General features: G+C 57.5%; 22 protein-coding genes. 10 read left to right on the forward strand and 12 right to left on the reverse strand.

Annotation, left to right across the window (positions count from 1 at the left end):
• Positions 1-3: 3 nt before the first annotated feature.
• From fhuB to FS819_RS12000, 3 genes are read right to left on the reverse strand one after another with little or no spacing between them, the layout of a single operon-like run.
• A complete protein-coding gene (gene fhuB / locus FS819_RS11990; RefSeq protein WP_156546990.1) occupies positions 4-1,983 on the reverse strand; it encodes a Fe(3+)-hydroxamate ABC transporter permease FhuB in 1,980 nt (659 codons plus the stop codon).
• Entirely contained in the window at positions 1,980-2,861 is an 882-nt protein-coding gene (locus tag FS819_RS11995) for an ABC transporter substrate-binding protein (RefSeq protein WP_409050022.1), read from the reverse strand. Before FS819_RS11995 ends, fhuB begins: the two co-directional genes overlap by 4 nt.
• Before the next feature lie 7 nt (positions 2,862-2,868).
• Entirely contained in the window at positions 2,869-3,684 is an 816-nt protein-coding gene (locus FS819_RS12000; RefSeq protein WP_156546992.1) for an ATP-binding cassette domain-containing protein, read from the reverse strand.
• A gap of 153 nt (positions 3,685-3,837) precedes the next feature.
• Between FS819_RS12000 and FS819_RS12005 the strand changes: the two genes are divergently transcribed.
• On the forward strand, positions 3,838-4,737 hold the full coding sequence (locus FS819_RS12005) for a helix-turn-helix transcriptional regulator (RefSeq protein WP_197433990.1): 900 nt from the start codon (positions 3,838-3,840) through the stop codon (positions 4,735-4,737).
• Positions 4,738-4,932: 195 nt separating this feature from the next.
• A complete protein-coding gene (locus tag FS819_RS12010; protein ID WP_234624515.1) occupies positions 4,933-7,158 on the forward strand; it encodes a TonB-dependent siderophore receptor in 2,226 nt (741 codons plus the stop codon).
• Positions 7,159-7,206: 48 nt separating this feature from the next.
• On the opposite strand, the gene bcsN is transcribed toward FS819_RS12010, so the two are convergent.
• The gene (gene bcsN / locus FS819_RS12015; RefSeq protein ID WP_156546993.1) at positions 7,207-7,932 is read right to left on the reverse strand and encodes a cellulose biosynthesis protein BcsN; all 726 of its coding nucleotides are present in this window, start codon (positions 7,930-7,932) and stop codon (positions 7,207-7,209) included.
• A 311-nt stretch (positions 7,933-8,243) separates the two neighbouring features.
• Here bcsN and FS819_RS12020 point away from each other — a divergent pair, with 311 nt between their 5' ends.
• A complete protein-coding gene (locus FS819_RS12020) occupies positions 8,244-8,819 on the forward strand; it encodes a transglycosylase SLT domain-containing protein (protein ID WP_070149850.1) in 576 nt (191 codons plus the stop codon).
• A gap of 595 nt (positions 8,820-9,414) precedes the next feature.
• On the opposite strand, the gene FS819_RS12025 is transcribed toward FS819_RS12020, so the two are convergent.
• From FS819_RS12025 to FS819_RS12055, 7 genes are all read right to left on the reverse strand, one after another.
• The gene (locus tag FS819_RS12025) at positions 9,415-10,416 is read right to left on the reverse strand and encodes a Tim44 domain-containing protein (protein WP_156547005.1); all 1,002 of its coding nucleotides are present in this window, start codon (positions 10,414-10,416) and stop codon (positions 9,415-9,417) included.
• A 117-nt stretch (positions 10,417-10,533) separates the two neighbouring features.
• Positions 10,534-10,668, reverse strand: coding sequence for a DUF2474 domain-containing protein (locus tag FS819_RS12030; protein WP_139190353.1), 135 nt, complete (start codon positions 10,666-10,668; stop codon positions 10,534-10,536).
• Positions 10,668-11,672 carry a cytochrome d ubiquinol oxidase subunit II gene (gene cydB / locus FS819_RS12035; RefSeq protein ID WP_070166681.1) on the reverse strand — a complete coding sequence of 335 codons (1,005 nt, stop codon included), beginning with the start codon at positions 11,670-11,672 and terminating at the stop codon, positions 10,668-10,670. Before cydB ends, FS819_RS12030 begins: the two co-directional genes overlap by 1 nt.
• A complete protein-coding gene (locus FS819_RS12040; protein ID WP_156547007.1) occupies positions 11,662-13,080 on the reverse strand; it encodes a cytochrome ubiquinol oxidase subunit I in 1,419 nt (472 codons plus the stop codon). Before FS819_RS12040 ends, cydB begins: the two co-directional genes overlap by 11 nt.
• Before the next feature lie 180 nt (positions 13,081-13,260).
• On the reverse strand, positions 13,261-14,676 hold the full coding sequence (locus FS819_RS12045; RefSeq protein ID WP_156547008.1) for a PI-PLC domain-containing protein: 1,416 nt from the start codon (positions 14,674-14,676) through the stop codon (positions 13,261-13,263).
• 172 nt (positions 14,677-14,848) lie between these two features.
• Positions 14,849-16,444 carry a phosphoglycerate dehydrogenase gene (gene serA / locus FS819_RS12050; protein ID WP_156547010.1) on the reverse strand — a complete coding sequence of 532 codons (1,596 nt, stop codon included), beginning with the start codon at positions 16,442-16,444 and terminating at the stop codon, positions 14,849-14,851.
• 83 nt (positions 16,445-16,527) lie between these two features.
• Complete coding sequence (locus FS819_RS12055; RefSeq protein WP_156547012.1) at positions 16,528-17,706, reverse strand: phosphoserine transaminase; 1,179 nt, start codon at positions 17,704-17,706, stop codon at positions 16,528-16,530.
• Positions 17,707-18,313: 607 nt separating this feature from the next.
• Between FS819_RS12055 and FS819_RS12060 the strand changes: the two genes are divergently transcribed.
• Together FS819_RS12060 and argC are read left to right on the forward strand one after the other, a co-directional pair.
• Positions 18,314-18,568, forward strand: a complete 255-nt coding sequence (locus tag FS819_RS12060; protein ID WP_234624531.1) for a hypothetical protein — start codon at positions 18,314-18,316, stop codon at positions 18,566-18,568.
• A gap of 244 nt (positions 18,569-18,812) precedes the next feature.
• The gene (argC, locus tag FS819_RS12065) at positions 18,813-19,790 is read left to right on the forward strand and encodes an N-acetyl-gamma-glutamyl-phosphate reductase (protein ID WP_156547014.1); all 978 of its coding nucleotides are present in this window, start codon (positions 18,813-18,815) and stop codon (positions 19,788-19,790) included.
• Positions 19,791-20,006: 216 nt separating this feature from the next.
• Here argC and FS819_RS12070 read toward each other — a convergent pair whose 3' ends face one another.
• Positions 20,007-21,023: a GlxA family transcriptional regulator gene (locus tag FS819_RS12070; protein ID WP_234624514.1), complete on the reverse strand. Its 1,017-nt coding sequence runs from the start codon at positions 21,021-21,023 to the stop codon at positions 20,007-20,009.
• Positions 21,024-21,077: 54 nt separating this feature from the next.
• Here FS819_RS12070 and FS819_RS12075 point away from each other — a divergent pair, with 54 nt between their 5' ends.
• From FS819_RS12075 to FS819_RS12095, 5 genes are all read left to right on the forward strand, one after another.
• Positions 21,078-21,740, forward strand: coding sequence for a DJ-1/PfpI family protein (locus FS819_RS12075; protein ID WP_234624513.1), 663 nt, complete (start codon positions 21,078-21,080; stop codon positions 21,738-21,740).
• A 615-nt stretch (positions 21,741-22,355) separates the two neighbouring features.
• Positions 22,356-23,807, forward strand: a complete 1,452-nt coding sequence (locus tag FS819_RS12080) for a hypothetical protein (protein WP_156547016.1) — start codon at positions 22,356-22,358, stop codon at positions 23,805-23,807.
• A 1-nt stretch (position 23,808) separates the two neighbouring features.
• Positions 23,809-24,765, forward strand: coding sequence for a hypothetical protein (locus FS819_RS12085; RefSeq protein ID WP_156547018.1), 957 nt, complete (start codon positions 23,809-23,811; stop codon positions 24,763-24,765).
• 3 nt (positions 24,766-24,768) lie between these two features.
• The gene (locus FS819_RS12090; protein ID WP_156547020.1) at positions 24,769-25,707 is read left to right on the forward strand and encodes a peptidoglycan-binding domain-containing protein; all 939 of its coding nucleotides are present in this window, start codon (positions 24,769-24,771) and stop codon (positions 25,705-25,707) included.
• Between the two features lie 120 nt (positions 25,708-25,827).
• Complete coding sequence (locus FS819_RS12095; protein ID WP_156547022.1) at positions 25,828-26,391, forward strand: hypothetical protein; 564 nt, start codon at positions 25,828-25,830, stop codon at positions 26,389-26,391.
• The last annotated feature ends 265 nt before the right edge of the window (positions 26,392-26,656 follow it).

Genomic DNA, 26,656 nt, shown 5'->3' on the forward strand with positions numbered 1-26,656 from the left:
CCTTCACGCCCTCCGGCGCATCAGCAGGATCAGCACCGGCGCGCCGATCAGCGCCGAGACTAGGCCAGCGGCGATTTCGTAAGGGTGGACCAATGTCCGGCCAATCCAGTCGGCCATCATCATCAGCACGCCACCGATTAACACGGCACCGGTCAGTTGCGGCCCAGCGCGCAGCAATCCGGCCTCTCGGGCCAGATGCGGCGCCATCAGGCCGACGAAACTCAAGGGGCCGACCGTCAGGGTAGCCGCACCGCTGAGTGCGCCTGCCAACAGCAGCAGTAAAAGCCTGGCCGTTGCGAGCGGCACGCCGAGTGCGCCCGCAGCAGACGGCCCCAGCGGCAGCAGGTCCAGCCAGCGGCGCAGCAGGGCGACAACCACCACCAGAGCCACGGCGATGATCGTCACCGTGATGGCACTCGTCATCGTGACATTATAGGTCGAGCCACTCATCCAGCGCATCAGGAAGGTGGCGCGGGGATCGCCGCTCGCCGCCAGCACACCGACCACGGCATCGACCATGGCGCTGAGCGCAATACCTGCCAGCAGCACCCGCTCCGGCGCAAAACCAGCCCGAGCGGCAAACAGGAAAATCACTGCCAGCACGGTCAGCGAGCCCGCCGCAGCAAAACCGAGCTGGGTGCCAAGACTTGGCGCCGCCAGAAAGAACACCGCTACCGTGACCCCGAAGGTTGCTCCGGCGCTGATGCCCAACACTTCCGGACTGGCCATTTCATTGCCGGTCAGCCGTTGCAGGATCAACCCGGCCACCGCCAGCATGGCGCCAGAAGCAAAGGCCGCCAACACCCGAGGAAAGCGCACAGGCAGAATTTCGCTGTAAAGCGAGGGGGACAGAAAAGCCCAATCGCCGACGGTACTGCGCCCGAACAGCAGCGCCATGGCAATCAGCATCACGCCACCGATCAGCCCGACGATCAGGACCGTCCGCGTCGAGGCGAAGTGCCGAGGCTTCGGCACCCGCTCGACCATGATCCGATGCCGGGTTTTCAACAGTGGCAGCAGCACCAGCAGCAGCGGCGAACCGAACAAGGCGGTGACGGCCCCGGTCGGCAGCATATCGCTGAATTGATCGGCAAGCAGCAGCAATGCACTATCGGCAAAGAACAGCAAGGCCGCGCCGATCAACGTGGACCAGACCAAAAGGGCGCCGGAGCGCCGCGCTCCGGTCAGCCGGGCAAGCGTTGGCGCAACGAGACCGATAAAGCCGATGACCCCGACCGCACTGGTGACGAAGGCCGCCAGCAGCACGGCAAGCGCGATAGCCGCCGCCCGCAGATGACCGGTCTTGACGCCGAGCGCGGTGGCTCCCGCCTCGCCCAGTTCCACCAGCGCCAGCGGCCGCAGCAGCAGCGCGGCGGCGACGGCCACCAGCCCGACCTTGGGCAGAAGCGCGAGCGGCAAGGCCCAGCTTTGCTGGGCGAGCGATCCCGCACCCCAGATGAACAGGGAGACCAGATAGCGCTCATTGAGCAGCACCAGCACGCTCGACAGCGCCCCGCACCACAGGCTGACCACCAGCCCGGACATAACCAGCGAAAACGGTGAAAATCCGCGCCTCAGCCCCATCAGCAGCACGAGGCCCGCCGCAATAGCGCTTCCGGCCAGCGCCACCATGTCACGGCCAAACCCCAGCAGGCCCGGCGACAGCAACAGCGCCAGGACGATGGCGAGATTCGCCCCGGCTGAAACCCCAAGCGTGGTTGGCGAGGCCAGCGGATTGCGCAGCACCTGCTGGAACAGCGCGCCCGACAAGGATAGTGCGCCCCCGCAAATCAACGCCATCGCCATGCGCGGCAGGGTGGCGTTGTAAAGCACGGCATAGTCGATATCGTAACCCGCATTTTCAGGCCGCGCCAGCACCGGCGCAATGCCGTGCCAGGCCATCAGGCCCCCAAGACCGGCGAGCAGCAGGGTGACGAGGAGCGGACCGAGATAGGACGGTCTGGAAGAGAACAGAATATTCATGCTTGACTGTCCAGGTAATCGGTCAGCAGGCGCGCGAAGCGCATGGCTTCGACCACCATCCCGAACATCAGGGTCGAGGGCAGGACGGCGAAGCGCTCCGGCTTTGCCATCGGCAAGGCCTGCCAGAGCGGGCTTTTCGCCAAGGTCGGCATGACATCGGCGGGAACAGGCTCGAAAGCGATCAGCCGGGCGCGCGGATCGGCGATCGTCGCCAGGGTCTCGATGCCGATCAGCTCGAAACCCCAGTAATTGCCGGGCTTTTGCCAGGCATTGGTGAGGCCCAGCCGCTGGAGAACATCGTGATAGAGGCCAGGCGCCGTATAGACCCGCACATGGCGGGCATCCATGAAATTGACCAGCGCCACCGGCGGTGCATTGAGCCGGGCAAGGCGGGCGCGGCAGGCATCGAAAAACGCATCGGCCTCGGCCAAAAAGGCCTCGGCCCTCGCCTCCAGCCGCATGACCTTGGCGAGATCCCGCGTCGCACTGTAAGAGGCCGTCAGGATATCGGTGGTGTCAGGCGCATAGACGCTGGCGCGAAACAGCGGTGCCAAGGCTTCCAGTCGCGGTTTCAGCGGATCGTTAAAGGCGGTCGACAGGATCAGATCGGGCTTCAGGGCAATCAGCAGTTCGAAATTGACCTCCCAGGACGAGCCGAGATCGATCACACCATCCGGCATACGCGGTTCTTCCACCCATTTGTCCCAATCGGCCAGAGACGCGACCGCCAGAGGCGTGACCCCGAAGGCCAGCAGCGTCGAGGCAAGGCCGTAATCCAGGCAGACAACCCGGGCAGGCGTAGCACTCTCAGCCCGGGCAGCAGACGCCATGAACAGGCTCACACCTCCGGCCAAAAGATGGCGGCGGCTGAGCGGCAGGAAAGGATCAGCAGACATAGGCGAGCGGGATCTCCAGGGCCGGATGGCGGGTGACGTCCATATCGACGCCGTAGATGGCGTTCAGCGTCTCGCGGGTCATCAGGGCCGTGGGTGAGCCCTCGGCAATCAATTGCCCGGCCTTCAGCGCATAGAGCCGGTCGCAGAAACGGCTGGCCATGTTGATGTCATGCAGGACGATGATGACGCTCAGCCCCTTTTCCTGCGACAAGCGGCGCACCAGCGCCAGCACCTCCATCTGATGGGCGATGTCGAGCGCCGAGGTCGGCTCATCCAGCAGCAGGCATTCGCTATCCTGCGCCACCAGCATGGCGATCCAGGCCCGCTGACGCTCACCGCCCGACAGCGTATCCACCATGCGGTCCGCCATGGGCAGGACATGGGTGAGATCCAGCGCCTCTTCCACCTTGGCCTTATCAACCTCGGTAAACCGGCCAAGCGCGCCATGCCAGGGATAGCGTCCGCAGGCCACCAGTTCGCGCACCGTCATGCCATGGGCCGCCGTGACGTCCTGCGGCAGATAGGCAACCTTGCGGGCAAAATCGCGCGCGCCAAGCGCACCGGCATCCGCCCCGGCAAAATGGATCGTCCCGGATGTCAGGCTTTGCTGGCGGGCGAGAAGCTTCAGCAATGTGGATTTGCCCGAGCCGTTATGGCCGACCAGGCCGGAAATCTCACCCTTGCGAAAACCGATTGACACATCCCGCAACAAGGCCCGGCCATCGACGGTGAAACCAAGCGCCTGCGTTTCGAAAATCATCCCTGCCTTATCAGCAGCCTGGATGTTACGATGTTCGCTCGCCATCAAAGATCCTCTAATACAAGGTGCCACCAAGCTTGAACTGGATGGATAAAACATGATAATAAAAATCAACTATACACAGTCTTGCCGGTTCGCAAGTGTGTTTTCAACACAGTTTTGCCCATCGCCCGCACGTCACTTGTCCCGGATTGGCCAATGTCCTACCTGCCCCGCATGATCAGCAAGATCGACGGACTATCCGTCTCCTCCGGCCTGCACCGGCGTTACTGGAACGGCATGGTCGCCGATCTCTGGTCGGTGGATTGTCAAAGTGATGCGGGCGGCCAGTATGTCAGCAACGATCCGCGCCTGTTCATTCTATTGGACGCCGCAGGCGAGGATGGGGCCGATCTCAGCATGGCTGAAGGCGGTGGCAAGCAGATTTCCGGAGCGATTGCCAGGGCGGCCCATTTCATTCCAGCCGGGCTGGAAATGTCAACCGCGATCACCGGCGTCAAAAGCCTGCGGCATCTGGATCTGCATTTCGATGCCGACATCTTGCTGCGCCGGTTGGGCGAGGATGCCGGGCTGGCGGCTTTGCACCAGCCACGCTACCTCCTTGATGATCCCCGGCTGCTGGCCCTGGCCGAACTGATCGCCGCCGATGTCGCCAATCCGCAGCCCCTGCACGACCTCTACGGCGATGGGCTGGTCAGCGCTCTGCTGATCGACGTGCTGAACATTCACCCAACCCCTGCGCGCCAACTGCCCCACCGGAAGCGCAGCAAGCTGGCCGCCTGGCAACTGCGCCGGGTTTGCGATTTCATCGAGGCCCATTGCCTGCGCACCATCAGGCTAGAGGAATTGGCCGGACTGGCGGGCCTGTCACCCACCTATTTCAGCCACGCTTTCAAAGCCTCTACCGGCCTGTCGCCGCATCAATGGCAGATGAAGGCGCGGATCGAAACGGTCAAGCAACGGCTGCGCGACCCCGCCGTGCCGCTGACAGTGATCGCGGCTGAAACCGGCTTTGCCGATGCCGCCCACTTTGCCCGCAGCTTTCGCCGCGCCGTCGGTCTGTCGCCGTCCGAATGGCGACGGGTCCGGCTCAATTGAGTTGGCTGGGGAGTTCACCCTGCCCGGTTCGGCAATCGCTGTGCAATACCCGTTAAAATTCTGTGCGGCGGGACACGGTTTGCCCAAATCCGTTCAAGCCTTCCATGCTTCAGACAAGCACGACGGAAATACATGAATTAATCAGTCATCATTTGAAATTCATGCCCGGCGGGGCATTGGCAATGGGGTGATGACATGGGGACGGCATTGGTTCAGGCACGGAAAACAGATGGGCAAGATCGCTCAAACCGGCATCGCGCCGCCTTGCTGGCAGGGATTGCCCTACAGACGCTATGCCTGCCGGGCCTTGTCCATGCGCAGGACGCCACCACGCAATTGTCGACCATCACCGTCGAAGGCAAGAGCGAAACCGCAACTGGCCCGGTTGATGGCTATGTCGCCAAGCGCACCTCGACAGGCTCCAAATCCGATACGCCGATCACGCAAGTGCCGCAATCGGTCTCGGTGATCGGCACCGCCGAAATGGCGGATCGCGGCGTCACCAACAAGGTTGATGAGGCGCTGCGCTATACATCTGGCGTCTATACCCAGCCATTCGGTGCCGATGGCGACACCAACTGGATGTATATCCGTGGCTTCGAGGCCACCCAGACCGGCAGTTTCCTCGATGGCCTGAACCTGTGGAGCTACGGTTTCGGCGGGTTTCTGGTGGACCCTGTCGTGCTGGAGCGGGTGGAAGTGCTGAAAGGCCCGGCCTCCGTTCTCTATGGCGGCTCCAATCCGGGCGGCATCGTCAACATGGTCGGCAAGCGTCCGACGGGGGAAAAATTTCTCACCACCGAAGTTGGTATCAACAATTATGGCAATGCCTTCCTGACCTTCGATACCGGCGACACTATCAAGGACAGCGATGTCAGCTACCGGGTCACCGGCAAGATCGCCGGTGGCGACAAGTCTGCCGATTACGCCCATGATTTCCGTGGCGTGATCATGCCGCAAATTACCTGGGCTCCGGATGACGGCACCAAGCTGAATGTCTATGCCTATTATTCCTATCTCGACCAGACCTCCGGCACCAATGGCTTCCTGCCCTATGTCGGCACGGTGGAGAAAGCCTCCTTCGGACGGATCGACCGGGACGCCTATTATGGTGAGCCGGGGAGCGACTACAGCTATTCGCGCCAGACCATGGTGGGTACGGATTTCAGCCACGAACTGGAAAACGGCTGGACGTTTTCGCAAACCGCCCGTTATTCCTACCTCAACAAGGCCGAGAACACGCCCTATACCTATGGCTATTACGACCCGGCCACCGGCAGCAATTATCTCTCGGAACCGACAAGCAGCGATGCCTACCTGACACGGCTCGGCTTCAGCCACCATACCGAGGTAAATTCCTTTGCCATCGACAATCACCTGAACGGCGAGGTCGAGACCGGCGCGCTGAAGCATGACGTAACATTGGGTGTGGATTACAAATTCTACCAGCTCGACCAGGTACAGGCCAGCACCACCGATACGCCGATCAGCGCCACCGATCCGGTCTATGGCACCACCCAGCCCGCCAATTCGGTCTATCTCAACCAGATCCTGCGCCAGAACCAGATCGGCGGCTATGTGCAGGATCAGATCCATTTCGGTGGCGGCTTTATCGCCACGCTGAACGGCCGTTACGACTATGTCTATACGACGTCCAACGACCGCACCGCCAGCAATGCCGACTATGACAGCAGTGAGAGTGCGGCAAGCGGTCGGGCGGGCCTCGCCTATCAATTCGACAATGGGTTGACGCCCTATGTCAGCGTCGCCAGCTTCTTCAACCCGCAGATCGGCGTTACCCAGGGCGATCCGCTGAAGGCGGAAAAAGGCGAGCAGTATGAAGCCGGTATCAAATACGAGCCGAGCTTCTTTCCGGGCATGATCACCGCCTCGGTCTTCCAGATTGACAAGAAGAACTGGACCGTGACCGATCCGCTCACCTTTCTCTCCACCCAGATCGGCGAGGTGCGCTCGCGCGGATTCGAACTGGAAGGCAAGGTGGAGCTGAATGCCGATTGGAAGGCGCTGGCCTCCTTCACCTATCAGGATCTGGAAATCCTCGAACATGCCGATACATCGCTGATCGGCAATTCACCCTATCTCGTTCCGAAAATGCTGGCCTCGGCCTGGCTGGATTACGCGATACCCACCACCGTTCTGGCCGGAAAACTCGAGGGCTTCAGCCTGGGCGGTGGCATTCGCTACCAGGGCGAAAGCTGGGCCGATTACGCCAATACCAAAAAAGTGCCTGACGCGGTGCTGTTCGATGCCGCCATCCGCTACAAGAAAGACGACTGGGGTGCAGCGCTCTCCGTCACCAACCTGTTCGACAAGCAATATGTCTCCGGCTGCCAGGGCACGCTGACCTGCGGCTACGGCGAAGGCCGCACGGTAACGCTGAAGATTTCAAAAAGCTGGTAAGGCTATCAACAAGCCTATCGCGCCGCCTGCATCCCAGGCGGCGTTGGATTATCGCAACAGATCAAGATTGCGGCTGGTGACTGAGCGGATCGACAGGGTCCGCATCAGATCTGCCAATTGCTCCGGCTTCGCCTTGGCGTCGCAATAGCGAAGCGTCACCCGCACCGGCAGTTCCAGTTCGGATTTATCGGACAGGCTGACCGCAGTCTTGAAGGCGCGCGGGTCTTTCACCGCCTGCCAGGCATAGACGCAGGCGCCGCCGCTCTTGCCGAGCGTGCCGGTGGCAACCCCGAATTGCCCATAGCCGTTCTGATGAATGGCGGTGTCGGTCACCATTTTGACACCGGGAAACAGTTTCTTGATCGACCCGGGCGCTTCATCATTCATCGCCGTCTGGCGAAAACGGTCGCTGTCGGCAAGCCCGATTTCGATTGCCAGGCTATTTTCACCAAGCTTGCCGGCGGTGGGGTACAACAGGGTCTGGAAAGCCGAGGCCGGTTCGATGCGATGACGATTGCCCGTGATCGGCGCCGTCAGGCCAGAGAGCTTCAGCATCGCCACTTCGGGCGCGCCCTTTTCCACAGCCTGTGTCTTTGCCGCCAGCGGCTTATTCTTGGAAATCGACCCTGTTGAGTTGGGATCGATACCAGCCACGCAGGAAGACGCCGCCAAGGCGATGCCAAACATCGACAAGAGCGTTCCGACACGTCGTAAGTTTGGATTTGCGGCAGGGACGCTACCCTTGCCGGGACATTGGTCATCTGTGGTTTTCATAGCCGTTTACCTCGTCAAACCCATCCTACCGTATCATTTCTTAAATCAGGATTGATTTAGGGCGAAATAATCCGATCAGTCGTTTTGTGCCGCGTCCTCGCATCGTCTGCAAGACGGGCAGCGTGGTTGTTGCCGCAAGCTTTAGTGATCGAAGTGTTAACGAAATATTAAGACGAGGAGGCCGACTGTCTCATGCTGCAACAACAAAGGTTGCAGGCCAAAACCCATGACTATCCCCGGCAAATGAAATGAAAACTTTTCGTTAAATTTTAGCGAATACAATGAGGGGTGATAGAAGAGGTATTATTGTAATGCGTAGAATCCTCATCATCGCCCTCTTGCTGGCTTTGGCAAGCTGCGCCCGGCCGCCCAGCCAGATCCGCAACGCCTGCGCGATCTTCGAGCAGAAGGACGGGGCCTTTGAAAACTGGAAACGCGCCGCCCGCTCGGTGGAGCGCGAATACGGCGTTCCGGTACCAATTCTGCTGGCCACCATCTATACCGAATCCAGCTTCCGTGCCCGCGCCCGGCCACCCAGGCGCTACATTCTCGGCTTCATTCCATGGAAGCGGATCTCGACTGCCTATGGCTATTCGCAGGCATTGGACGGCACCTGGGACCGCTATCAGCGTGAAACGGGTCGTTACCTTGCCCGGCGCACCAATTTCGGCGACGCCGTACGCTTCATCGGCTGGTATCACTACCAAAGCCACCTGCGCAACGGCATCCCCTTCAGCAGTCCCTATAACATCTATCTGGCCTACCATTCCGGCCAGGACGGTTACCGGCGAGGCGCTTACCGCGCCCGGCCTGAGGCCTTGGCCGGCGCCAAACGCTTTGCTGCCATCACCGCCGTTTACGAGCAGCAGCTGCGCCGCTGCCCGTGAGGCGCAGTGTTATCTGCGCAAGCGTTCTGAAGAGAATACGTTCGGGGCCGCAATGCGTGTAAAATAGTAACACGACGCAAACGTTTTATATACCGCTTACCCCCATCTACCCTGCCGGGTATCTCCCTCTCATGGGGGGGGAGATCGGACAGGCGTAGCCGTTCGCTTCAACGGACAACATTGCGATTTCCGATATCTTTAAAGCGTGAATGTGACATGACAAGCCCATCCGTTGCCGATCTCCCCCGAGGTGAGTCAGGAAGAGGTGGCGCAAACGAACAATTGATTCCATGGAAAGATTGTACTGACGAACGCCCTGTGCCGTGCGCCGAAAGCATCGGACCGAAAAGTGGGAACCGGTTTTCGGATAAACCCGATGCGTAAACAAAAACTTAGAGCATAGTGCTGGTTCAGATTTTCTGTACGATGCTCTAGCCGCACATACGGGCTCGCTTCAGCCTTTTATATCATCTGCCTAATTCCCAGAAGTATTGCTCGGAGAGCAGGACAGTCAAATACAGCGCATGAAAAAGCCCCCGATCTTGCGACCGGAGGCTGTTCATCATTCTTGGTGAGTGCCGCTTGCTCGTTCGTCTCAGGCTGACTGGATTGCCGAAATGCTCCAGCCAGAACCGGGACGGCGCACGAAGGTCCAGACTTCGACCGACTGCTGCGGATGGTCAGGGTCGCCATCCACCACAGCGCCGGTGGCGCGATCACGCATAACATCGATGGCTTCATAGCGCATGGCGACGGTGGCATAATCGATAGTGCCTTCGCGCCAGGCTTCTGCCAGGTCACCCTGCAGGAGGTGGACATCGCGCACCTCGTTCTTGACGCCCTTGGTCGCATGTTCACCAAGCTCTTCGGCAAGATAGGACATGGCTTCCGGCGTGGTGATCCGGCGCAGGGCCGAATAGTCTTCTTCCGCATAGGCCTTCTGCATGTCTTTCAGCAGGCTCTCGAAAATCTCCAGATCCTTGGGGCCGATGCCGACATCATCGCTACCAGCCTTTGAAACGGCCGGGCGGGTGGCACCGAGTGCAGCGCCAGATCCCATTTTCGGAATGGAGAAGCCACCGAAACCGCCAGGCGATCCCCCGAACGAACCTTGGGGAGCATTCCCCGGCTGCGACATATCATTGCGCGAAGCCGGACCGGCATAGGAGGATGCCGTGCGATTGCGGTTGAAGAACCGCATGGCCAACATGATCAAGCCGCCAATCAGCAGCAGTTGGAACAACATGCCGAACATGCCAGCCGCACCGCCGAAGCCGCCGCCGAGCAACATGCCGAACAGACCGCCCATCAAAAGGCCGCCCATCAAACCACCGGCCATGCCGCCGAACAGGCCACGCGAAGCGGGCTGCTGCATGCCGGGCGTCGTCGCGCCGTTATTCGGCGTCATGCTCCGCTGAATGGGGGCTGCCGTCGTTGGGGCCGTGCTGGTGGCGGGCGGGGCGCTAAAGGTGCGCTCGCCACGGCTGCCAAAACTGCTGGAGCTTCCGGCCCGGCGGGCCTCCGCGAAATCGACTGCTGACAGGGTTACTGCCACTCCGATTGCCACGATGCCGATGATCCTGCCTGCTCTTCCCATGACGTCCTCTCTCCAAACCTGCCCTTTCGGGCTGTTGCGCCCAAATGAGCCTTCCTTGCCCATATGGCGATGGACTTGCTTGATGTTAAGGGCCGGATCGCAAAAAACGGGCTAACCCTATGATTGCATCAGCACCAGCCGGATGGAGGCGGCGACCGCGCCCACCACCGCCACGCCAACAATCCAGAAAATCGCAAACCACAGGATCTTCTGTTTCAGGGATTTCGGTTCTGTCCCAATGTCTTGCGCCATCAATGATACCCTTCTTCCGGATCGATCTTGCCTCTGAAAACCCAATAGGCATAGGTCGTATAGATCAGAATGATCGGCACAAGAATAGCCGCCCCGACCAACAGGAATTTCAGGCTGGTATCGGGCGCAGCCGCTTCCCAGATCGTCACCGAGGTGGGGACGATATAGGGATAGAAACTGATGCCGATGCCAACATAGCCAAGCACGAACAGCGCAAGCGACGCCACGAAGGGCAGCCAATCCTTACCGTCGCGCAGCCCCTTGAACACCAGATAGAGGCAACCGAGCACCAGAATTGGCACGATGACGGAAAACACCGCCGTCGGAAAGGTGAACCAGCGGTCAAGATAATGCGGCTTCAACCACGGTGTCCACAGGCTGAACACGCCCATGGCCCCCACCGTCAGCACGGCGGCGGCAAGCGCATAGCGTTGTGCCTGGGCGCGCAGTGGCCCAACCGTCTTGAACACCAGCCAGGTGGCGCCCAGCAGCGTATAGCCGAACACCAGGGCGACGCCTGTTGCAATCGAAAACGGTGTCAGCCAGTCCCACCACCCACCAGCATAGGCGCGGTCAACGACCGGAATGCCCTGCACCAAAGCGCCCAGCGCCACACCTTGCGAAAAGCCAGCCACCAGCGAACCACCGGTAAAACCGATATCCCAAACGCCTTTCCAGCGCCGTGTACGCCAGCGGTATTCAAAGGCCACGCCGCGAAAGATCAGGCCGAGCAGCATGAGAATGATCGGCATGTAAAGCGCCGGCAGGATGGTGGCATAGGCCAGCGGAAACACCGCCATCAACCCGCCGCCACCCAGGACCAGCCAGGTCTCGTTGCCATCCCAGACGGGCGCCACCGAATTCATCATCTGGTCGCGGTCGTGCTCGCTCTTGAAGAACGGAAACAACAGACCGACACCCAGATCGAAACCGTCAAGGATGACATAGGCCAGCACCGCAAAGGCGATGATCGCGGCCCAGAGGAACGCATAATCAAAGGGCATGGGAGCCTCCTTTGCCTTGGGTGTGGTGGGCTGGCCCCGGCGTGATCCCGGCGCTGCGCAGCGGTGCATCGCCGATTTCCGGCGTCGGATCGCGTGGCAGCCGCGCCATCAGCCGAAGAATGTAGAAGGTTCCGGCCCCGAACACGAAGAAATAGACGACGATGAAAGCGATCAGCGATGCCGCAACCGCAGGGGCTGCAATTGGCGAATGGGACTGCGCGGTCAGCAAATGACCGTAGATCGTATAGGGCTGGCGCCCCACCTCGGTGGTAATCCAGCCGCTCAGCACCGCGATGAAGCCCGCGGGTCCCATGGCAAAAGCCGCGCGATGCAGCCAGTCATTGCTATAGAGTGTGCGGCGATAGCGCGCCCACAGGCTCCAGAGACCCAGCCCCAGCATGGCAAAGCCCAGGCCAACCATGACGCGGAACGACCAGAAAATCACCGCGACCGGCGGTTCCAGCTCATCCGGCACCGTATCCAGTCCGGCCATTGGCGCATTGAGGTCGTGCTTGAGGATCAGGCTGGAGAGTTTGGGGACCTCAATGGCATAATCCACCCGTTTTTCGGCGGGATTGGGAATGCCGAACAGGATGAGCGGCGCGCCATCGGGATGGCTATCATAATGACCTTCCATCGCCATGATCTTCACCGGCTGATGTTCCAGCGTGTTCAGCCCATGGGCATCACCGGCCAGGATCTGGATTGGCGCAACCACGGCGACCATGCCCATCGCCATTGAAAACATCTTGCCAGCGCGGCGCGGCGCGGTCTTGCGCAGCAGATGCCAGGCGCCCACCGCACCGACCACCAGCGCCGTGGTGAGATAGGCGGCCAACACCATATGCACCAGCCGATAGGGAAAGGACGGATTGAAGATCACCGCCCACCAGTCGAGCGGAATGAACTGGCCTTTATCGTTCATGCCGAAACCGGCAGGCGTCTGCATCCAGGAATTGACGGCGAGAATCCAGGTTGCCGAAATCAGCGTGCCGAAAGCCACCATGCAGGTGGCGAAGAAATGTAGCTTCGGCCCGACCCGTTGCAAGCCGAACAGCATCACACCCAGGAAACCCGCCTCCAGGAAGAAAGCCGTCAACACCTCATAGCCCATCAACGGCCCAATCACCGGTCCGGCCTTATCCGAAAACACCGACCAATTGGTGCCGAACTGGTAGGACATCACAATGCCCGACACCACGCCCATGCCGAAGGCAACGGCAAAGATCGTCTTCCAGAAATTGAACAGCTCAAAATAGACCTGTTTTTTGGTCCAGAGATACAAGCCATTCAGCACCGCCAGATAGCTGGCCAGCCCGATGGAAAAGGCTGGAAAGATAATGTGGAAGGAAACCGTGAAGGCAAATTGCATACGCGCGAGAAGAACGGCATCGAATTGATCAAACATGACCCCACCTCTTTCCGTCCACAGGCCAAACGGCATTAGGACATCGATAAAAGACTAGGTAGACCGATTGACCACTTTATCAATGCGGCAACACGTCATGCGACAGTTTGACATTCATCAGTTTAAACACAAGCGGGAATGTCCTCTCTCAACCCACCGGCCGAGAGAGGACGACAACCGCTATAAGAAGTTATATTGAATAATACTCGAACTCAGATATTCATCAATAAAATCAATGTAGACGATATTTGGCTTACTCCAGCCAAGGCTAACGATTTGTTTTGAAAGAACGGCAGGCAAATGGCCATTAGCCTCAGCAGCCAGGGATTTAACTGAGACCAATCCGCCAGAGGTCAGCGTCCAAGACAACAAAAACAGAAAATTCTGCCCGAGTCCCCCATGAGCACGCCATTTGGCAAGCTGATCCTGTTGCATAGTTTGGTAGTCGCTGGTGTTGGCGTAATTATCATAGACCGTCAGATTGGCACCACTGACAGCCGAATTGCCGTCTTCGTAACGGAAACGACCGGTGGCCGGATCGATAAAATCGCCATAGTCAAAAACGGCAATGATTTTGCCACGGACCGCCGCAAGGGTTATATTGACAATATTAATTGTCGCCGCACCATTGCTATATAAAATATCCTGATAGGAATTCAGCAAATCGTTGATACGTTTGCGGGTATCGGCCGGATTATGACCATCATAATCGCGAATATGCGAAAACTTCAAAATAGCAAATTCCGTCGGATGGGCCTTTAGAAAGCTCTTAGCTTCATCCAAAACAGATTTCAGTGACTGACCATTGCAGCCCAACGCACCGGACCTGTGATAGGTTACAAGCTCACTGTGATCATAATCGACACGGATATCAAAATAGCGCGAACCGCTGGCAAGCTGCCCACCGACAGAAAGTTCCTGAGTCTTGGTCGGACCTTCCGCACCGACAAACGGATTGCAATGCGACAACTGGGACATGCCCGCGTCATGGCTTCCCGGCATCACGATCTGTTTCAAGGGGGTGTCCGCAGCAACATGCGCCAGCCAATCCTGTGTAGGGATCAGAACGCCGGGCGTAACATCGACACCGCTGACGGAATTGCCACCGCGCAGGAACGTGAATGGAGAATGGATATCGGCAATGCCACTTCCCGAAACATTTACCTGATTATTACCGATAGAGGCCGCTGTTTTACCGCCAAACCACCAGTTGTTCGATGCGCCGCTATGTCCCTGGGCAAGAGCAATGTCGTTAAAGACAAAGCTCTGCTGACGATCCCCAAGCGATCCACTGGTGAGCGTCAGTGTCAACTGGCCCAAAAATGCAAAATTCAGATCGCCTGCCGCATGACCGAATGTCGTTGAGTTGGCTGGAATACGAGAATTAAACCACTTGGCAACGGTTTCCGACCCTTTGCGGCCAACATTGAACGTGAATTTACCATCAGCGCCACACGTCACCAGTAAACCGTTATGAATATGCTTATCCGGATCCTGGCCATCCGTTATCGAAAACTCATTAATCAGATAGGAACCGCTGATAAGCCGATAGCCTCCGGCAAGCGAAAAGAAGACGTCGTTGTCATGATATTGCATGATAGATCCTTAAGATTGAAAATAAGAAACACTCAAAAATCTCTGACAGTCATCGGAATCTAAAATCTATATTGATTTAAAAGACAACATAAATGTAATCATAAATTGTAAAAAATGCAAAAACCGGCGAGAATGCCCCCTCGCCGGTTTCACTTTTGGAATGTGAAGAAGCTTATTCGACTGCAAACGTCAGAAGCCGAGCCTGCTTGATTGCCGCATTGGCGGTCAGTTGATCAAGCACAGCCTGTTCGACCGGGCCATCGACATACAGCAGCGCAATCGCGTCGCCGGATTCTTTTTCTCGGCCCAGCTGGAAGTTGGCGATATTAACGCCAGCATTGCCGAGCGTGGTCCCCATGAAGCCGATCATGCCGGGAACGTCAGTGTTGGAAATGTAGATCATGTGCGGACCAACATCGGCGTCGAGATTGATGCCCTTAATCTGGATGAAGCGTGGCTTGCCATCCGAGAACACTGTTCCTGTAATCGAGCGGGTCTGGCGCTCAGTCGTCACCGTCAGCTTGATATAGCCATCGTAAACGCCGGTCTTGTCGCGCTTGACTTCAGACAGGACAATGCCCTTTTCCTTGATCATGATCGGTGCGGACACCATGTTGACATCCGAAACCTGTGCCCGGATCAACCCGGCCAGCAGCGCAGACGTCAGCGCCTTGGTGTTCATGGTGGCCGTCTGGCCATCATAGAGGATTTCGATTTCCTTGATCGCGCCATCGGTGACCTGGCCGACGAAAGCGCCGAGAACATCAGCCAACCGGATGAAGGGCTTCAAAAGCGGTGCTTCTTCGGCGGTGATCGAAGGCATGTTGATGGCGTTGGAAACGGCGCCGTTAACCAGATAGTCCGACATCTGCTCGGCAACCTGCAAAGCAACATTTTCCTGTGCTTCGGTGGTGGATGCGCCCAGATGCGGGGTGCAAACCACGTTTGGCAAGCCAAACAGCGGGCTTTCCTTGGCAGGCTCGACTTCGAACACGTCGAAACCGGCCCCGGCAACATGGCCAGACTTGATGGCTTCGGCCAAAGCGGCCTCATCCACCAGACCACCACGGGCGCAGTTGATGATGCGAACGCCGGGCTTGGTCTTGGCAAGATTTTCCTTGCCGAGAATGCCGCGAGTCTTATCGGTCATTGGCACGTGCAGGGTGATGAAATCGGCCTGGGCCAGCAGCTCGTCCAGCTCAACCTTCTTCACGCCCATTTCCTGGGCGCGTTCTGCCGACAGGAAGGGGTCGTAAGCGATGACATGCATGCCTAGGCCGATGGCCTTCTTGCAGACGATACCGCCAATGTTGCCAGCGCCGATCACACCCAGCACCTTGCCGGTGATTTCAACACCCATGAACTTCGACTTTTCCCACTTGCCAGCCTGCGTGGAGGCATCAGCAGCAGGCAGCTGGCGGGCAACGGCGAACATCAGCGCAATGGCGTGTTCAGCCGTGGTGATGGAATTGCCGAACGGCGTGTTCATCACAATGATACCACGGCGCGAGGCAGCCGGAATATCAACGTTATCGACGCCGATACCGGCGCGGCCGATAACCTTGAGATTAGTGGCAGCAGCAATCAGCTTTTCCGTGGCCTTGGTGGCCGAACGGATGGCCAAACCATCGTAATTGCCGATGATTTCAGCCAGTTTGTCTTTATCCTTGCCGAGTTGCGGCTGGAAATCCACTTCAACGCCGCGATCGCGGAAAATCTGGACGGCGGTTTCTGACAATTCATCAGAGACGAGAACGCGAGGTGCCATGACGAGGCCTCCTAAAAGAGTTCGTGTATAACGAGCATGAATGGGGAAGTGGGCCTCGCTTCATAGCGAGGCCGAATAACAGCTTAAGCAGCAGCCTTGGCAAGCGTTGCCTTCTGGGTCTGGTAAGCCCAGGTCAGCCAAGGCATCAAAGCCTGCATGTCGGCGGTCTCAATGGTGGCACCAGCCCAGATGCGAAGGCCAGCAGGCGCATCGCGGTAAGCACCGATGTCATAGGCCACGCCCTGCTTTTCCAGAAGCGTTGCAATGCCCTTGGCAAAAGCGGCCTGCTCTTCAGCGGGCAGCGCCAGAACCTCAGGATCAGCAATGGTCAGGCATACCGATGTGTTGGAGCGGGTCTCGTCAACCTGTGCGAGGTTGGCAATCCAGTCATTGGCGGCGACGAAATCGAAGATCACCTTGGCATTGGCATCAGCACGGGCAATCAGCGCGTCCAGACCGCCGATCGACTTCGCCCAGTTTAGCGCATCCAGATAGTCTTCAACGCAAAGCATCGACGGAGTATTGATGGTTTCGCCCTTGAAGATGCCTTCAATCAGCTTGCCGCCAGAGGTCAGACGGAAAATTTTCGGCAGCGGCCAAGCCGGTGCGTAAGTCTGAAGACGCTCAACAGCGCGGGGGCTGAGGATCAACATGCCGTGACCGCCCTCGCCGCCCAGAACCTTCTGCCAGGAGAAGGTCACAACGTCGAGCTTGGAAAAATCCATCGCTTGCGCAAATGCGGCAGAGGTCGCATCGCAGATGGTTAGACCCTTGCGGTCAGCCGGGATGAAATCAGCATTGGGAACGCGAACGCCAGAGGTGGTACCGTTCCAGGTAAAGACCACGTCGCGGTCAAAATCGACATCTGCGAGGTTCGGCAGCAAGCCGTAATCGGCATTGAACTTGCGAACGTCAGCAAGCTTGAGCTGCTTGACCACATCGGTCACCCAGCCAGCGCCAAAGCTTTCCCAGGACAGCATGTCCACGCCGCGCTCACCCAGCAAGGACCAGAGCGCCATTTCAACAGCGCCGGTGTCGGATGCGGGAACGATACCAATGCGGTAATCAGCGGGAACGTTGAGAATTTCACGGGTAAGGTCAATGGCCAGCTTCAGCTTGTCTTTGCCAACCTTGGCGCGGTGCGAACGACCGAGCGGGGCATCGCTGAGAGCATCGAGTGCCCAACCGGGGCGCTTCGAGCAGGGGCCAGACGAAAAATTAGCGTTTTCCGTACGTACGGCGGGTGCAGTAATATCAACCATAGCAAACTACCCTTCCAGGTATATGGCCTCTCGTTGGGGAGAGGTGTCCCGCCGTCGGCTATAATCAAAACCCTTTTGCCTTGCAAGAAAAAATTCAAACCCCTCGTAATTTCGCGCAGAACCTTGCGCGAACATAACCAAAACAAGTGAGTGGCACTGACACAAAATCTGACACAAAAAGTGCCGATTCGTTCTGATGTTATGGGGTCTCGCACCATTGCAAAACGCGCAAATAAATCTCCAAAATATCGCATTATAGGCGCAACCTTGACGACCAATGCGCCTCTCTGAGTTACGACCGTCTTGCTACGAGTGTAACCATCAGAGAAATCAAGACTGATAGCGCCAGATTGTTATTCAGCTTGGGAAGCTTCGAAAACGGATAGCAATTACAAGCTTTCGTGTCACTGAAAAGGACGTGAAAAATAGCCGTTTCATTTCAAAAAATGACACGCCCACTTCTGGTTTTCGTCGCGTGTATTTGGGGCAGCGGCGACAAATTGTAACGACCTGACTAGCTTCCACCCTTGGTTCTATAGCGGGCACATGAGACCTTGACTCTTTGTCAAAATTAGAACGTTTGAAGAACAAACGAGAGGCCGTAGATATATCCGAAGCTGAAAAAATCATCGTCGTGCAGTTCAAGAAGAACCGGGTTAGCATTGTGCCGGGCGACATGTGCCAAGCATCAAGTGTCGCTTCTGCGGAGAAAATGGCCGGTGCGATGGCTGATCGCTACATTGGTGTTGCCGCATACGCGTTCACTGTTGATGAAGAGAGTGGGGGCATGATGAACGCCGCGCTCGTATCGCACGGAGCGATGAGGATGGATGCCAATCGAGCTACAGACATTCAGTCTTGACTATTAATAGTGGTACCGTCAGTGATGAAAGTCATGTTCAGGAACAAGAACCTTTGTGATCGACGCCGACGCCGCTGCACCCAAGCGGTGGCTTTTGGGCTGCGCGTCGAACAGCGTCCGTCTGTGTGGTGACTGCCTCAACATAGGTCTCATACACCGGAGCGGCTCCGGCCCGCTTTCCTGAACCTCCGCAGCCTTCGGCTTCGGGGGTTTTGTTTTATCCGCATTTCAGAAGGACAGCATCATGAACATTCGCGCTGGCATTGTCGGCATTAGTGGTTTTGGCGGCGGCGAGGCGATGCGCCTAATCGCGGGTCACCCATCTTTCGAACTGGTCTATGCGGCGGGCGAGGGCAGTGCTGGTAGCCGTTTGGTGGAACGCTTCCCCGGTGTGCCTGCCCGGCTCGCCGACCTGGTGATCGAAAAATGGGACCCCGCGACTCTACCGAAACTCGACGTGCTGTTCGCGTCACTGCCCACAGGCACTTCGGCTAAGGCTCTGGCGCGCGTTTCTGGTGAGGTGAAGATCGTGGATATCGGCGGTGACCACCGCTATACCGAGAACTGGGCCTACGGCTTGGCCGACATCTGGCCGGATCGGATCGAGGGACAGACGCGTGTGGCCAATCCCGGTTGCTTTCCTGCGGCAACGTTGGCCGCCTTGGCGCCGCTGCTGGTCAACAGACTGATAGAACCCGGCAATATTGTGATTGACGCCAAGACCGGCATTTCAGGTGCTGGACGGGGCGGCGGCGATAGCAAATTCGGCTATGCCGAAAGCAACGAAAATCTCATTCCCTACGGCCTGCTCAAACATGTCCACATGCCCGAGATCGCCAGCACTATCGAGCGGCTGAGCGGCGGCAGCGCGGAGGGGTTAGTGTTCACACCTCACCTGATCCCTATGACGCGCGGTATCCTCGTCACCATCTACTGCCGCGGCCAAGCTACCACGGAACAATGCCTCGACGCAGCCCGCCACTTCTATGCCGATCGGGCCTTCGTGCGCGTGACCGACAGGCCGCCGCAGACCAAATGGGCGACCGGCTCGAATCTCTCGTTCGTCAGCTATGCCGCAGATCCCGAGCGCAATCTGGTGATTGCGATGGGCGTGGTCGACAATCTCGGCAAGGGAGCGGCTGGTCAGGCCGTGCAGAACGCTAACCTGATCTGTGGCTTGCCTGAAACCGCAGGGCTAGACGGCGCACCCTTCTGGCCATGAAATATCTCGTAATTCTGTAAAGTCGTCGATTGCCTCCTGGCTGAAACATGGGAAGCGGCCGTCGCGAAACTTTGTCGCAAAAGTTAAAGTTTCGTGGCGGATTGCTGCGACGGCCACTTACCGCTTGGAGGCCGGAAACTGACTGTCAAGTTTTGCGCGCAACGTGTTTGGAGCCGACATGCAAGTGGAGACGCAACGATATCGCCGTGAGTATTATCACTCGTGAAACCGCTCCTGCCAGTCCTTGGGCCCGACGCCCAACCTGCGCAGAAACACCCGCCGCATGGTCTCCGGGGACCCGAAACCGCATTTGCGAGCGGCGGCTTCGACGGAAAATCCGGTCTCCAGCAGCCCTTGCGCCCGTTCCAGCCGGATGATCTCAACCGCGTCGGCGGGTGTGCGGCCCGTCCGTTGTCGGTAATGGCGGGCGAAAGATCGAAGGCTCATTCCCGCCCGATCCGCCAGCGTATGTAGCGTCAGCGAACGGGTCAGATTGGCCGAGATCCAAGCGTGAAGATCGGCGAACCTGTCGTCCGCGGTCTGGAGTCTCAGCGGCGCGCTGAATTGCGACTGGCCGCCGGGCCGCTTGAGAAATACCACCAATTCGCGGGCGACGGCGAGCGCAAGTGCGCGGCCGTGATCCTCTTCAACCATCGCCAAAGCGAGGTCTATCCCAGCCGTCACGCCCGCCGAGGTCCAGATCTTACCATCGCGCAAAAAGATCGGGTCGCGTTCGAGGCGGACCTGCGGAAACCGCCCGGCGAATTCGTCATAGCGATGCCAATGTGTTACGGCGCGGCGGCCATCCAGCAAGCCGGCCTCCGCCAGCAGAAACGCACCGCTGCAAACCGACGCCATGCGCCGTGCATGGATCGCGCGGTCACGAACCCAGTCGATCAAGACCGGACGGCTGCATGCGACGTTGACCCCGCTGCCGCCGACAGCGATGGCGGTGTCGGGCACCGACCGTTCTTCCGAAAGGAGAGCACACCGCAGTGCAATCCCCGAATTGCAGGTCACCTCCGCCATTTCCGCGACCAAGGCGATATCGTACAGGGGTCCCTTTTGGGGGTGGGCGCTTCTGCGCGCCATCTCATTGGCCGACGCGAAGACCTGTGCAGGACCTGTCACGTCGAGCACTTGGGCATCTGGAAAGACAAGGATTTCAATCCGACGCAAAATCGTGGTTGGCATCAGCATGGCGTTTGGCATGAAACGAGGGACAATTGGCATTCATGCCAAATCATTTCCTGTCATGGTCTCGGGGTCAAGACAGGAGAAAAAATAGTGTCCATCCGCTTCGGTATTCTTTGCTTTCCCAATGTTCAGCAACTCGATCTGACTGGCCCCTACGAGGTTTTCGGCTCTGCACGCGATGCGCGGGTCGATCTGGTCTGGAAAAACACGGCGCCTGTTCGGGCTTCGACGGGCCTGTGGCTCACGCCCGACCTGACCTTTGAAGAGGCGCCTGCGTTCGATGTCATCTGCGTGCCGGGCGGTGGCGGCGTGAACCCGCTTCTGAAAGACGAAGAAACGCTCGACTTCGTGCAGGCGCAAGCGAAGACGGCGCGCTTCGTCACCTCTGTCTGCACGGGAACGCTGGTCCTGGGCCAAGCCGGCCTGCTGGCTGGAAAACGCGCGGCGACGCATTGGAACGCGATGGACTTTCTCCCACGGTTTGGGGCGACCGCAGTCGAGGCGCGCGTGGTTCGCGACGGCAATCTGATCACTGCCGGCGGTGTCACATCCGGGATCGATTTCGGCCTCTCGGTCATCGCGGAATTAATGGGGCAGGATGAGGCGGAGACGATCCAGCTTTCGCTAGAATACGCCCCGGCTCCGCCCTTTGATGCCGGATTGCCGACGCGGGCGCGCCCGGAAATTCTTGCCGCGGCCCGTCAACGCATGGTTCGGTCCAGGCAAGAGCGAGAGGCGCTGATTTCGCCTTGATCCAAGGCAAACCAAAAGTAGCTAGGACAACTTTTCTTTCGCCATTGCGCCTGAGACAAACACGCATGGGAATTTCTTTGGCCCCTCCCCGACCAAGAAGCCGCAAAGCGGGCGGTTCGAGCGCCTATATTAGGGTTGTCGTATGGCGCTTGATGACACGCTTGAGATATCCGTTTAAGTGAAACGCTTAACGCAACGCGTATGACTGACTGGAAGGCGCGTTACCCTCCGGCTGTTATGGGGCCGATAGCGGATCGGCAGCTTTGATATGTATGGACCTCGAAGCTGCCAATCATCGAGCGGGCAAGGCGATAAGTTGTCGCACGATGCGCCACCCCCTGGGTGAAAGGCTGAGAATTGGGCCGGCTATCTTGTATTACGATTTTGGTGCGACGCAGCCATAAACGAGCGAACCTTCCAAGTAGAACGCTGCACTGGCTTCTTCTGCCCGCGCGATACTAGATCATAGCTATTTTAATTTAGTAATTGCGTATTCCAAAAATAGGATGTACTTTCAAAAAAACGCGCACAAGGTGCATTCGAGAATACAAATAATAATCTGAATCATTTGAGGTCGCAAGGCGATGCAATAATTGCCTTCGGTAGGGGGTAATTGTGGCAAAATGGAAAAATCTACTCCTCCGAAGGAGTATACCCATTTCGATACTCTTGGCAGGAGTTTCAAACGCGTGGGCAATTCCTGATTTTACGCGGACCGTGGGTTTACCAGAGCCCAAGTCGATTACTTTGTATCGCGATAATACTGACGACAATCTGTACTGGGCACCCCCAACCTCACTCGAATACGCGGTTCTCGATGACAAGACTACGCCAGTGTTTTCCGTGCTTACGTACGGGATCAAGCTTCCCAGCATTTCAGGTGGTTTGGGTGCAGTCATAAATCTATCAGTCAGGGCAATCATCGACGATGAGCTGCTTCCTGCAGAGTGGGAAGCGATCAAGAAAGCTAACCCCAATGCCAGAATCGCGGTAATCGCTCCGGATGCCGCCTATATGGACTTGATCTTGGGGTCGGCATTGTTCGACAAAACCGCCGCCGCGAGTGTGAGGACGCAGATCGTGCGGACTGAACTGGTGAAGGCTACTGCTGATCCGAATGTTCCCACCGGAACGGCTGAAGCCGCAACGCCGGCTAGGCAGGTTACGGTCGAAGACCTCGATGGTGTGGTCATCGCAGGCGATGACAGTACGACGATCATCAAAGACCCTTCAATCGCATCGACAACACTCGGAGCACAGGTTGGAGCGTATCAGGTCTTCGCCGTTTCCTTAACGCCTGACGCTGGAGCGGTCTTTGCAACCAATGGCGGCGAAGACGCTTCCAACTTCGGAGTGCGGTATCGTTACGTCGTATCCGGGATACGCAGCAGATTGAAGGCAGAGATCAAGGTAAACTGGAGCCGATTATACGAACGTACAACCGAATCTGCTGGAGGTGGATGGTTTGCTTTCAAAGGGCGACACTCAGTGGACATTCAGAAGTTGAAGGAGACCGGTGCGGTCACCATGAATATCATCGAGGGTGGATTTGAAAGCGATTCGGATGCCTTTGAGACCATCTACAATACGCTTGTAAAGGCTCAGATCAACGGTGAGGGAATATTTAAGCCGACCCTGACCGCAAACGCACCGCAAGGTGCGCCCTCAACAAGTGGCTCATTTTTTGGATGGTCCTTCTCGGGCGCGTGGTCCTACACCCGACTCCAGGAGGAAAAGGACTTTACGTTTACGATCGACCGACAGGTCATTGGGAAGAAATCATTTTCGATTGGAATGGCCTTCCAGGGAATGTGCGCCAAATATCCGAAGCTGTTTGTCGCACAAGGAGTAAAAGGACCTGGTTGCATCGAGGCAAACGATCTCGCCGGAGCAAAGCAGCGCTACGATGAGATCAAAAATACTTGCGAGACAAAGACCCAAATCGAGCGGGCGAGCCTCTATCAGTCAATCGGCTTGTTGCCGGATCTAGAGCTCAGAAAGATCGCTCTGAACAATGCTCTCGCGTCGATCTCACAGTTCAAGTTCGATTGCTTGCAGGGTAAATGACATGGCGCAAGCAAATAGAAAACACATCGGGCTAACCATAGCGTTGGCGGTTGGATTCGCATTCCTCCCTTTCGCTGCTCATGCGGCAGTTGAAAAGAGGGCTGACAGTATTCTCGTCTCGGTAGATAAGAAGAAGGATCTCCTGTTCTTACCGCTTGTCCCAACCATCGTGCGGAATGGCAATGGCACCATGGTGGTCAACATATTCGTTAGGCAGGGCTCTTTCGGAGAGCTCGAACTGACAGTTGCCCCGACCATTAAGTGGGAGCTGTCGAAAGGCCAGGAAGCCGCCCTGGGACAGATGAAAAAAGAAGGTGTCAAAACCTTCGCGGCGTGGCCGGACGTTGTTTCTGCTGCGAATCTGTATCAGATAGCCTCTGATGGAGAGCTGCGGTCGTCATCGAAGTCGGTTGGTTCAATCGTAATCGGCGCAAATAGGTCGATCGAGTTCTCCTTTACCGGTTTGCAGATGAGTGACGTGCGCGACCTGCTACATGGAAAGCGCGAATGGGGGGTAATTTTCCTCTATGAAACGAACGTGCATCATGACTTCGACGACTTGATCGATCCTCGCTGGATCGATGAGTTCCGACGCGATCTGAGGACATTTGGGGAACTGCCCGTGGATGGCGCGGTCGAACAGGTGTTTTCCTCGCTGAGAGACAAATACGCGGAGGACTTCCGCGTTCCGCAGCGAGCGCTAAGGGCTGTTGTAGAGCGCTATGTGAAGTCTGCGCCGATTTTCGTCAAGGAAGTGGCTGGTACACAATCGCTTGTCCACGATCTCTCCGGTTACATGGAAATAGACATACCGAGTCAAAGTGAAGGGGCCTCATCAGTCCGCGACTACTATCAGGGCACGCTCGCCTTTGGCGATTTCTGTAGCGAGGCTAACTCTACGATATTCGTGACCCTCGAGCAGGGATCGACCATCGGCTGCGAAGCATTGGAGGAGTAGTCGATGCGAACATTCGAACGCGAGGCTCAGCTCCTTTTGTTTGCTCTTGCGGTGTTATGGAGCAACTTGGCGTTTTCCCAGACGCCGACACAACTTCCCCCCACCGTTTTGCCCTCGGTAGCCTTCTATGAGCCCGTTCCATTCAAGAATGCGGTCAAGTTCGCGGTTTATAAGGATGACATGGGAAACTTTTTTCTAGCTCCCACGTCGCTCCAAGTCGATCAGGAGAGCGTGGGCTTTGTTTATAAAAAATCGCCCGCCGACAAGCAGTTCAATAGCGTGACCCTAACCCTGCGGCCGGTCCTGGATGAGTTGATGAGCGAGGAAGACGTCACCGCTGCAATCCGCGCCGAATACCCGGATGTCAAGCTACACTATCTAGAGCCTCGTCTCGCCCGGTTTGAGGTGACGATCGTCGGCGAGCGGCATATCGTTACGCCTTTCACGACTACATTGCGGTTCGGCAGAGACATGTCGCTTTCCGTTCCCGTCAGCGGCGAAGTTGCAGCATTCCTGCTCAGCGGCAGGACAACCGACGTCCCAATCGGGAACGTCACTTTGACCTATACCATTCGAGGCCGGGAGCTCGGACTTGATGGCACAAGTTCGGTCGTCGATCGAAAGTTACAGATCTCGGGGTTTATCAACGGAGGATGCGCTCGGCGATCGGAGTCCTATGTAGACGTGTCGACCGGCAACACGGGTTGTATTGTCGGCATGAAGTATTCGGCGGAGGAGGTCGTTCTTATCCAACTTGAGCTCAAGCGCCTGGCTCTCTACAAGGGTCCGGTCGATGGCATCATCGGATGGCAGACGAAGAAGGCCGTCCGAGCTGCCCAGGCACACCTCGATATCCCCCCCACGGGAGCGCTCGGCTATTGGACTGTGATCCGGATCAAGAACGGGGAACTCGCCAAGGCAATTGAAGAGACAAGGGGGTAGCGGTTGAAAGTTCACCTATTCTCAGTTTTTCTCCTTGGCGGTGTCGTATCGTCTTGGAGTGCGCTTGCCCAAAGTGAAGCTCTATGCCTCCAGGGATTCGACGTGGACCCTGCAAAGTTCGTGACCTACATCGCCGCAGACAGCGCTCACAAGAACCTCGTATTCGTGAATTCGATGTCCTGCGTGGATGCCGAGCGGTTTCGAGAGCGCCTCTTTGTTTCCATGGATCGAGGGATTTATGAATCCGAGGATATGATACGATCATCACTCGTTGATGCGAGCGCTTCGCTACAGCAACTTGAGACTTCGCTGGCCGCCGAAATCGACGCCACACAGGTAAAAGCCCTAGTGCTGGGTTCCGCAACAGTGGTGTCGACGGTCTACGCGATCTCCACGACAGCAGCATGCGCTTCGGCGGTGATCAACGGCGGGGGGATCGCGGCCTGCGGTCCAGCGGCACGCGGGTCGGTCGCGGCAGTCGCGGCATGGGCCGCGTTTTCATCAACAATGGAGTCAGCCGGTAACCTGAAGGCGCTGGCGATCAAGGAAATTGACAAGCAGAGGGGCATCGTCACCGGCCTCGAGCAACAACTGAACGCGGCGATGGCTGACAGTATGCGGGTAAACTATTCCAACTTGTTCGTGGCAATCTGCACCGCAGTGCGCGAACAGTGTCTAAAGTAGCCGAGCAAGACATTTTCTCTTTCGCGGCAGGATAGTTCATCGGACCGATCATTTCCAGCGTGGCTGTCTGGCGCTCCACATATCGGCGGATGACCTTGTCTGCAGTCTCTTTTTCCCAAGCCAGCACCTCGGAAGTTGCGCAGATGCTGGCACAGGGAATGGATTAGGCGCAGTCTGATACTGAGCAAAGTTTCCCGATTGGACCGTGCGCTTCGGACGCGAGTGGATAACGAACACATCCCATGTCGGCTTTCAGATAGTAAGT

Origin of the sequence: Allorhizobium sp. Av2 (genome assembly GCF_021462805.2) — a bacterium.
In the GTDB taxonomy this organism is placed as follows: Bacteria; Pseudomonadota; Alphaproteobacteria; order Rhizobiales; family Rhizobiaceae; genus Allorhizobium; species Allorhizobium vitis_G.